Here is an 8,813-nt window from a genome sequence, read left to right on the forward strand (position 1 = left end):
GTCCAGGCTGGCGCTCAAGCGACAGCGCCTGACCTTTCACGCACGCGCTGACCCCTGTCTCCTCGCGGCCGCGCGCCCAGACGAGTTGGGTGAGATTGCCAGTTCCAGATTTCTGACGCGCGTCCTCAAGAGAAACGACATCTTCCCGGATGAGCTGCCCGCCCATCTGTTGCACAGCAGACCGGAGCGCGGTCAGCAATTTGCGGTTGTCGACCTGATGATCGCTCTCGATTTCCAGAACGCCGCGCACGTCACGCGAAAGCCCAAATCGTTCCCGCGCGGTTTGCAGGATCAGCCAGCGTGCGACTTCGCCGCGTTCAGCGAGCGCTGACTTCAGCGCGTCCAGCGCCGCGGTTTCACCGCCGCTTCTGGCAAGCGCCAGGGTCGGGTCCCTGCGATAGCCGACTGGCAGGCCGCTGTCTTCCTGGACGGCGCGGGCAAATCCCGGCCAGAGGCCTGCGCTCTCAAAGCAGAGATCGCCGAGGCCTGATTCTGCCTCTTCCTCGTGCAGGAACATTTCATAGGCCGGGCCAAGCATGCCTGCGGCCGCCCAGCTCGTCGAGGCGTTGGCATGCCGCCCATCAAACAGCGTGACCTTATGGCCCCGGCGCAGAAGCTCATAGGCGCAGGACAGGCCGATAATGCCCGCCCCTGCGACGCCGACCCTCATGGCTGATAGCTCTGACATGATGCCTCCTGAGACTGTTTTCCGATATAGGCCCCGCGCCGCCGCGTCACCAGCCGGACTCTCAGGCAAGGCGTATTGACGCGCCCCTGCTTGTGACACTCTGACCCGCCCAGTTGCGAATGCTTCTCATTTGTGAGAAAGCCACTACATGTCTCTTATGAAACCTTTTCTCTGCATGACGGGTCTCGCGCTGGCACTGGTGGCGTGTTCCCCGAATTCGACAGGCGGCGGCACTGAGCCGTCTCCTGAAATCGAGCCCGGCACGAACGGGACTCTCCGCATCTATTCAGCCCGGCACTATGATTCTGACCGGCTGATGTATGAGGCGTTCGAGCGCCAGTCCGGCATCCGCGTGCTGTTCCGCGAAGCCGGCGCCAACCAGCTGCTTGAGACGATGAAGGCTGAAGGCGAAAACAGCCCGGCTGACCTGATCATAGCCTCTGATGCCGGCGCGCTCTGGCGGTTTGAGAATGCTGGTTTGACGCAGGCCCTTCCCGAGGGCGAGTTCGAAAGCCGGATCCCAGCGCGCCTTATCGATGACAAGCGCCAATGGGTCGGCCTCGCTCGCCGGATCCGCGGCGTCGCCTATGATCCCGAGCGCATTCAGCCCGACCAGGTCGATGAATGGTCTGATCTTGCAGACCCGTCGCTCGAAGGCGAGGTTTGCGCCCGGTCTTCCACCAATATCTACAATCTCTCCCTGATGGGCGAGATGATCGAGCGCTGGGGCGCCGAAAAGGCGAAGGCCTGGGCCGAGGCCGTTGTCACCAATATGGCGCGCTCGCCCCAAGGCGGCGATACTGACCAGATCGAAGCGGTAGCAGCCGGGCTGTGCGGCGTTGCCATCACAAATCATTATTACTGGGTGCGGATGACCGAAAGCGGGTCTGCCTCGACGCGAGACGCCGCTGGCGCAACCGAACTCATCTTCCCGACCTTTGGAGACGGCTCGGGCGCGCACGTGAACATCACTGGCGCCGCGCTCGCGGCGAATGCGGAAAACACAGACAATGCGCTGCAATTCCTGGAATTCCTGCTCACCGATGAGGGCCAGGGCCTGCTTGTTGACGAGACCAAGGAAATCCCTGTGATGGACAGCGCGCACCGGCCTGAAGGGCTCGACCTGATCCCGGACATTGAGCCGTCGGATACACCGCTCAGCGTTTTTGGCGAGCATCAGGCTGAAGCCCAGCGTATCTTCGACGAAGCCGGCTGGGACTAGCTACGCACCTGATGCAAACCTCCTCCCTCCCTTTCAGTCTGCGCGGACGGTTGACCAGCACGCCGGTCATCACCCTGATCGCCTCTCTGGTGATCGGGGCGCCTGTCCTCGTCGCCTTGACGAGCGGGCTGATCGGAGGCGGCGGTGAGTCCTGGGCGCATATCGTGTCGACACAGCTGATGGGCTATACGCTGACAACGCTCGGCGTTCTGGCGCTGACGACGCTGTTCATCCTGCTCTTTGCCGTGCCGGCGGCGTGGTTTGTCAGCCTGTACGACTTTCCCGGACGCGGCTTTTTTGAATGGGCGCTCATCCTGCCCCTGGCAGCGCCGGGCTATGTGCTTGCCTATGCATGGGCCGACATCATGGATGTTGCAGGCCCAGTCCAGTCCCTCCTGCGCGACACGACAGGCCTCTCGGCACGCGATTACTGGTTCCCGAGCCTTTATTCGGTCCCCGGCCTCTCCTTCGTGCTCGCCTGCGCGCTGTTTCCCTATGCCTATCTGACCGCGCGCGCGGCCTTTTCCAATCTGTCGCTGTGCACGATTGAAGCGGCGCGCAGCCTTGGGGCGTCTCCACGCAGGATCTTCCTCACCGTTGCCTTGCCGGCTGCCCGCCCCGCCATTTTCGCAGGCCTTGCCCTCGCGCTCATGGAGACGGCTGCAGACTATGGCGCGGCCAGCTATCTCGGCGTGCAAACATTAAGCGTCGGCATTTTCAGGGCGTGGCACAGCTTCAGCGAACCGGCTGTTGCGGCGCGGCTCGCCTTCCTCCTCATCCTGATCGCCTTTGGCCTGCAATTCATCGAGCGCGCCTCGCGCGGCAAGGGCGGCACGCAGCAGACCGCCACACGCTGGCGGACCCCGCGCCGGCAGACGCTCTCCGGCCGCAAGGGCCTTCTGGTAACGGCAGGCTGCGCTGCGACCCTCGCGCTCGCCTTTATCCTGCCGGTCAGCCGCCTTCTCTGGCTCAGCCTAGAGACAGGCCTTGGCCATGGTGTCGTCTGGCGGCCCTTCATGAACTCGATCATTCTTGCCACCGCGGGCTCAGCGCTCGCCTTTCTCCTCGCGCTCGCTGTCGTCATTGGCGCGCGGCAGAACCGGGTAGGCCAGTTGCTAGGCCGGATCGCGGCAGGCGCCGGCTATGCCGCGCCGGGGATCGTGCTGGCGCTTGGCGCGCTTTTCATCCTGTCCTGGACGAGCTTTTCGGTGGCAGGGCCTGCCGCTCTCATCCTGCTTGTCTGGATCTATGCGAGCCGGTTTACCGCCGCAGGGGCCGAACCCCTGAGCGCGGCCTTCTCTCGCGCGCCGGCCAATCTCGGCTATGCCGCAAGCAGCCTTGGGGCGAACCGTTTCCAGCGCCTCATGCGCGTCGACCTGCCTGTTGCGCTCTCGGGGGCTTCGGCGGCCGCGATCATCCTGTTCGTCGAAATGCTGAAAGAGCTGCCGGCAACGCTCATGCTGCGCCCGTTCAACTGGGACACGCTGGCGGTGCAGGCCCATGCCTATGCCAGCGATGAGCGGCTTGCCGCGGCGACCTTGCCATCGCTCCTCATCACAGCCGCAGGGCTGATCCCGGTCATTCTGCTGTCGGTGCAGATGACCAGGGCCGGGCAAGCCAGGGCGGCAGGATGAGCGGCATTTCCCCTCTCCGTGCCGTTGGCGTCTCGCGCCAGTATGGCGACAAGCTTGTGGTGAACAATGCCACGCTGACCTTGCACCCCGGCGAGATCACGGCGCTGCTTGGCGTCTCGGGCGCCGGCAAGTCCACCCTGCTGCGCCTCCTGGCCGGCCTTGAACCGCTAACATCAGGCGAGATCCGCCTTGGCGATAACCTGTTATCGTCAAAGGCGATCCAGATCCCCGCTGAAGACCGCCATATCGGGCTCATCTTCCAGGATTTTGCCCTCTTCCCGCATCTGAATGCGATCGACAATGTCGGTTTCGGCCTGTCGCGCAAGCAGAAGTCGGACCGCAAGCAGATTGCGCTCGAATGGCTCGACAGGCTCGGCCTGTCGCACCGCGCCGAAGCTTTTCCGCACCAGCTTTCAGGCGGCGAACAGCAACGCGTCTCCATCGCTAGGGCGCTTGCCGCAAAGCCGGTCGCCATCCTGATGGACGAGCCCTTCTCCGGCCTTGACGTAACCCTCAAGAGCGAAGTGCGGCGGATCGCGCTCGACGCGGTCGCGAGCGCCGGCATTCCGGCCCTGCTGGTCAGTCATGACGCTTCTGAAGCGATGCGTGATGCGGACAGGATCGCTGTGATGAAACACGGCCGGATCCTGCAGGAGGACACGCCCGAGGCGCTCTACATGCATCCGGGCACACTATCCGTCGCCCGCGCGCTCGGCCCGCTGCAGAGCATTCGCCGCGACCTGTTACCGGAGGCCTGGCGCAGCGCGTTGCCCGAGGCAGAGACCTATTGCGTGCGGCCTGAAGCGATCCGGCTGTCACCGGACGGCGAGGCGAGCTTCAAAGTCGTCCGCTCACAGCGCACATCGACCCTGATCGAGCTGAAGCTGGAAAGCGAGACCGGCGCGGTGTTTTCCGCCGTCGCCATGGGGCCTCACAAGCCCGTTGCGGGCAATGAAATCCGCGCGACCCTGTCGCCGGAATTTGCATTTATCCTGCCGGATGATGACAGCTGACATCTCAGTTATCGGCAGCTTCGCGTCTCGCCTTTGCCGCATTCTTTGCTTAGGTTCTGCGACGATAGACGGGACATCTTTATGACTTTTCGCTTCTTAAGGGCCGCTTTCTTCAGCCTCATCGGTCTGGCAACGATCGCAGGCGCCAATGCCCAAAGCCTCATTCGCGATGCTGAAATCGAGACGACGCTGCGCGAGTGGACGGACCCGATCCTGGAGGTTGCAGGGCTGACACCGAGCGATGTCGGTCTCTATATCATCAATGATCCGAGCCTGAACGCCTTCGTCGCGAACGGTCAGCGCATACACTTGCATACCGGCCTGATTATCGCGGCTGAAACGCCGGGCCAGATCAAAGGCGTCATCGCGCACGAGACCTGCCACATCGCCTGTGGTCACTCAGTCTCGCGGAGCCGGGCAGCCAGCGTCGCCAGCCGGCCTGCACTCGTCTCTATCGGTCTTGGTGTGCTCGCCATTGCAGCCGGAGCCGGGGATGCCGGCGCGGCCCTTATCGCAAGCTCCCAGCAATTTGCGGCGCTCAATTTCTTCGTTCACACGCGCGCTGAGGAAGCGACCGCAGACGCCGCTGCAATTTCCTATCTCTCGCAGCTTGGCGAGTCGCCCGCCGGCATCGTCGAATTCTTTGAGAAGTACCGCTACCAGGAAGTGCTCTCCGAGGCTCGCCGCTTTCCCTATTTCCGCTCCCACCCGCTAGCCTCGGACCGGATCAGAACGACACGTTCGCTGGCCCAGGATACCGGCCTGATGGATGTGCCGACAGATCCCAAGACCCAGCGCGAGTTCGACCTGATGCAAGCCAAACTGATCGGCTTCCTCGAGCCGCTGGCACGGGTCTACCAGAAATATCCGATCGGCGATGACAGTGAAGCGGCCCGCTACGCGCGCGCCATCGCCTCCATGCAGTCAGCCGATCTGACCGCGACCCTGAAAGAGATCGATTCCCTGCTCGAGGAATTCCCGGAAAACCCTTACTACTGGGAACTCAAGGGGCAGGCCCTGTTCGAAATGGGCAAGGCGGCCGACTCGGTCGAACCCCACGCCAAATCGCTCCAATACCTGCCCGACCACCCCCTGCTTTTGATCAATTATGCTCGGTCGCTTATCGCACGCGGCGAGGAGGGCGATCTCGATGCCGGTGAAGAAGCCCTGCGCGATGCACTGATCAAGGAGCCTGACAATTCCTTCGCCTGGTCGCAGCTGGCCATCGCGCTGGAAAAGCAGGGCGAGCGCCCGGAAGCTGAACTCGCCACAGCAGAATCTGCCTACCATATCGGTGACTATCAGCGCGCCTATATCTTCGCCCAGCGGGCGTTGCAGGATCTGCCACAGGGCTCGTTCGAAGCGCGCCGCGCGGCCGATATCCGCAATGTCACCGACCCTGCCCTGCCAGAGAACCGCGACTATTGGCGCCGCGGCTAAGCCATCGCCATCACGCATTTGTCAGCAGACCGGCGCTCGCAGTTGAGGCGATGTCAACTTATTAGTCTTATAAACACCCCTTCGAATCACTCGCCTGAGGCCATGCCATGACCCGTAAATTTGCTCCGCTCACCGCTCTCGCTCTCATCGCCCTGACACCAGCCTGCGCGCAGGGAGATGTCGATGCCACCGACAAGGAAGCCGTTCAGGAGATCGTTCGCGACTATATTCTCGAGAACCCTGAAATCATCGAGGAAGCGCTGATCGCGCTCTCACAGAAGCAGGCCGCTGCCGAGGAAGACGCTGTCCGTCAGGCGATCGACGACAATCGCGACGCGATCTTCAACAGCGACGCAGACTATTCAGTCGGCCCGGACGATGCCGAAATCACAGTTGTCGAATTCTTCGATTACCGCTGCGGCTACTGCAAGCGCTCGCTCGACTGGACGATGGCTCTGCCCGACGATTATGACGGCAATGTCCGCGTGGTCTTCAAGGAATTTCCAATCCTGACGGCTGAAAGCGAAAAGGCCGCGCTCGCCGCGCTCGCCGCTGGCGAACAGGGCAAATACGCTGAAATGCACAGCGAGCTGATGACGCTCGACAATTCGACCGGCTTTGATGCAGACGATATTGATGCAGCCGCTGAACGCGCCGGCGTCGACGTCGACAAGATGCGCGCCGATATGGGCTCTGTCCGCCTTCAAAAAGTCGTTGCAGACAATAAGAGCCTCGCCCGCAAGCTAAGCGTCAATGGGACACCGGCCTTCTTTGTCGGCGACAGTTTTGTCTCCGGCGCGAATGAAGCCGGCGTCAATGCAGCGATCCGCGAAGCGCTCGCAGAGGTGGGCTGATCAGATAAGCCCTGCCAGCGGCGAGGACGGGTCTGCATAGCGTTTGCGGCCCATTCTGCCAGCGAGGTACGCTTCCCGCCCCGCGATCACGGCATGCTTCATGGCGCGCGCCATACCGATGGGGTCCTTCGCCTCGGCGATGGCCGTGTTCATCAGAACGCCGTCGCAGCCCAGCTCCATGGCCATCGCTGCATCCGAGGCCGTACCAACCCCCGCATCGACGATCACAGGTACGCGGGCCTGCTCGACGATGAGCCGGATATTGAGCGGGTTCTGTATGCCGAGGCCTGAACCGATGAGCGAACCGAGCGGCATAATTGCGCAGCAGCCTGCTTCTTCGAGCTTCCTGGCATAGACCGGGTCGTCGGAGCAGTAGACCATCACCTCAAAACCATCTGCGATCAGCGCCTTTGCGGCGGCAAGCGTCTCTTCCATGTCCGGATAGAGCGTTTTCTGGTCAGACAGGACTTCGAGTTTGACCAGATCCCAGCCGCCCGCTTCACGCGCCAGGCGCAACGTGCGGACAGCCTCATCTGCGGTAAAGCAGCCGGCCGTGTTTGGTAGATAGGTAAACTCGTCCGGCTTCACATGATCCTGCAGCCGGTCTTCATCTGGATTGGACCAGTTCACACGCCGTAGGGCCACCGTCACCATTTCGGCGCCGGCTGCGCGAGCCGCTTCTGCGTTCTGGGCGTAGGATTTGTATTTGCCTGTGCCGACGATCAAACGGGAAGTGAATGTCCGTCCGGCGATCTGAAATGTGTCGTCTGTCATGGCCCGTTTGGTAGGCGACTATCGGGCGAAACGCTAGGCCTGCAGTGACAGAACAGGTATGCGCGATCAGCCTACGCCGAATTTCGCCGGATTGTCGCGAATGTAGGCTTCCAGTTGCGGCAGGCCCTTTTTGAGGCCTGAGGTCATCTGCCCTGAGATCAGCGGCCCGAGAAGGAAGGGCGCTTTCACCCTGAAATACCAGTCCAGCCGGCAGCCATTTTCTGTCTCATGGACCTGGTAATCCTCAACAGCAGCCTTCACCGGCAAGGTCGTCCGGTCAAAGCGAAACGCCATCCGTTTGTTGTCCTCCCAGGCGAAAAAATACTCATCGACGACTTGTTTTCCGATCCAGACAGTTCGTGTCGTGCCGACTCTGAAAGGCTGAGGAGAGGTCCATTCGACCCTGGTGATCGGCAGCCATTTGGTCCACGTCTCACCGTCGAGTAACGCGGCCCAGACCACTTCTGGCGGGAAGGGAAACTCATGGCTGACGGTTTTGACCTTCGACCTGTCGGCCAGGAAATCCTCACCGACCTGTTCAAGCTTTTTCGGATCTTTCGCCATGAGCTGCTCTCCCTCTGAACCTGATATGCGCCGTGCGTATGTGCCGTTCAGCTAGCACCCGGACTGATCCTCAGAAAGATACGCCCTTGCGGAAAGCAGCGCAGGCGGGCGATCAGCCGCCGCCGACAAACTGGACGACTTCCAGCCTGTCGCCCGCCTCGAGCATCACTTCGCCATGGCGTGACTTCGGCACGATCTCACGGTTGCGCTCAATCGCCATGCCGCGCGGATCGTCTGTGAGCTTGGTCACCAGATCGGCAACGCTCGCGCCCTCCTCGATCTCCATCGGATCGCCATTGACGAATACCTGCATCGCGTTGCTCCTGTTCGACAACGGCTTGCCTTGCCAGCGAAACCAGCGCAAGACCGTCGCCATGACGAAGCCGATTTATGTCCTGAATGGCCCGAATCTCAACCTTCTGGGCACACGTGAGCCTGGAATATACGGCCACGAGACGCTGGATGACATCCGCGATTCGCTGAATGAGGCGGCCGGAAACCGTCCGATCGAGTTCCGTCAGACCAATTCGGAAGGCGAACTGGTGGACTGGGTGCAGGAGGCCAATCGCGCGGCCGCCGCCCTTATCCTCAATGCAGGCGCCTATACCCACACGTCCATTGCAC

The 8,813-nt window shown here is 61.9% G+C and carries 10 protein-coding genes; 6 read left to right on the top strand and 4 right to left on the bottom strand.

Going from position 1 to position 8,813, the window contains the following annotated elements; all coding sequences use genetic code 11:
• Nucleotides 1–688: FAD-dependent oxidoreductase (locus WA989_RS08345; RefSeq protein ID WP_424340041.1), on the bottom strand; the 688-nt coding region annotated here is incomplete at its 3' end.
• Between the two features lie 148 nt (nt 689–836).
• Here WA989_RS08345 and WA989_RS08350 point away from each other — a divergent pair.
• From WA989_RS08350 to WA989_RS08370, 5 genes are all read left to right on the top strand, one after another.
• Nucleotides 837–1,910 carry an extracellular solute-binding protein gene (locus WA989_RS08350; RefSeq protein WP_424340042.1) on the top strand — a complete coding sequence of 358 codons (1,074 nt, stop codon included), beginning with the start codon at nt 837–839 and terminating at the stop codon, nt 1,908–1,910.
• A gap of 50 nt (nt 1,911–1,960) precedes the next feature.
• On the top strand, nt 1,961–3,544 hold the full coding sequence (locus tag WA989_RS08355; protein WP_424340043.1) for an ABC transporter permease: 1,584 nt from the start codon (nt 1,961–1,963) through the stop codon (nt 3,542–3,544).
• Entirely contained in the window at nt 3,541–4,557 is a 1,017-nt protein-coding gene (locus tag WA989_RS08360) for an ABC transporter ATP-binding protein (protein ID WP_424340044.1), read from the top strand. Before WA989_RS08355 ends, WA989_RS08360 begins: the two co-directional genes overlap by 4 nt.
• Nucleotides 4,558–4,638: 81 nt before the next feature.
• Nucleotides 4,639–5,997, top strand: a complete 1,359-nt coding sequence (locus WA989_RS08365; protein ID WP_424340045.1) for a M48 family metalloprotease — start codon at nt 4,639–4,641, stop codon at nt 5,995–5,997.
• A gap of 107 nt (nt 5,998–6,104) precedes the next feature.
• Nucleotides 6,105–6,851, top strand: a complete 747-nt coding sequence (locus WA989_RS08370) for a DsbA family protein (RefSeq protein WP_424340046.1) — start codon at nt 6,105–6,107, stop codon at nt 6,849–6,851.
• Here the strand turns inward: WA989_RS08370 and WA989_RS08375 are convergent, their stop codons facing one another.
• The 3 genes from WA989_RS08375 to thiS all read right to left on the bottom strand — a co-directional run bounded on the left by WA989_RS08375 (nt 6,852) and on the right by thiS (nt 8,502).
• Entirely contained in the window at nt 6,852–7,625 is a 774-nt protein-coding gene (locus WA989_RS08375; RefSeq protein ID WP_424340047.1) for a thiazole synthase, read from the bottom strand.
• 66 nt (nt 7,626–7,691) lie between these two features.
• Nucleotides 7,692–8,189: an SRPBCC family protein gene (locus WA989_RS08380; RefSeq protein ID WP_424340048.1), complete on the bottom strand. Its 498-nt coding sequence runs from the start codon at nt 8,187–8,189 to the stop codon at nt 7,692–7,694.
• Nucleotides 8,190–8,301: 112 nt separating this feature from the next.
• On the bottom strand, nt 8,302–8,502 hold the full coding sequence (thiS, locus tag WA989_RS08385; protein ID WP_424340049.1) for a sulfur carrier protein ThiS: 201 nt from the start codon (nt 8,500–8,502) through the stop codon (nt 8,302–8,304).
• Between the two features lie 61 nt (nt 8,503–8,563).
• Here thiS and WA989_RS08390 point away from each other — a divergent pair.
• Nucleotides 8,564–8,813: type II 3-dehydroquinate dehydratase (locus tag WA989_RS08390; RefSeq protein ID WP_424340050.1), on the top strand; the 250-nt coding region annotated here is incomplete at its 3' end.

Source organism: Henriciella sp. (assembly GCF_049649345.1).
GTDB lineage: Bacteria > Pseudomonadota > Alphaproteobacteria > Caulobacterales > Hyphomonadaceae > Henriciella.

What these genes read in the sequence shown, in the direction of transcription:
- WA989_RS08350 (WP_424340042.1), top strand. Translation starts at nt 837, where the DNA reads ATGTCTCTTATGAAACCTTTTCTCTGCATGACGGGTCTCGCGCTGGCA.
- WA989_RS08380 (WP_424340048.1), bottom strand. Translation starts at nt 8,189, where the DNA reads ATGGCGAAAGATCCGAAAAAGCTTGAACAGGTCGGTGAGGATTTCCTG.
- WA989_RS08365 (WP_424340045.1), top strand. Translation starts at nt 4,639, where the DNA reads ATGACTTTTCGCTTCTTAAGGGCCGCTTTCTTCAGCCTCATCGGTCTG.
- WA989_RS08375 (WP_424340047.1), bottom strand. Translation starts at nt 7,625, where the DNA reads ATGACAGACGACACATTTCAGATCGCCGGACGGACATTCACTTCCCGT.
- thiS (WP_424340049.1), bottom strand. Translation starts at nt 8,502, where the DNA reads ATGCAGGTATTCGTCAATGGCGATCCGATGGAGATCGAGGAGGGCGCG.
- WA989_RS08370 (WP_424340046.1), top strand. Translation starts at nt 6,105, where the DNA reads ATGACCCGTAAATTTGCTCCGCTCACCGCTCTCGCTCTCATCGCCCTG.
- WA989_RS08360 (WP_424340044.1), top strand. Translation starts at nt 3,541, where the DNA reads ATGAGCGGCATTTCCCCTCTCCGTGCCGTTGGCGTCTCGCGCCAGTAT.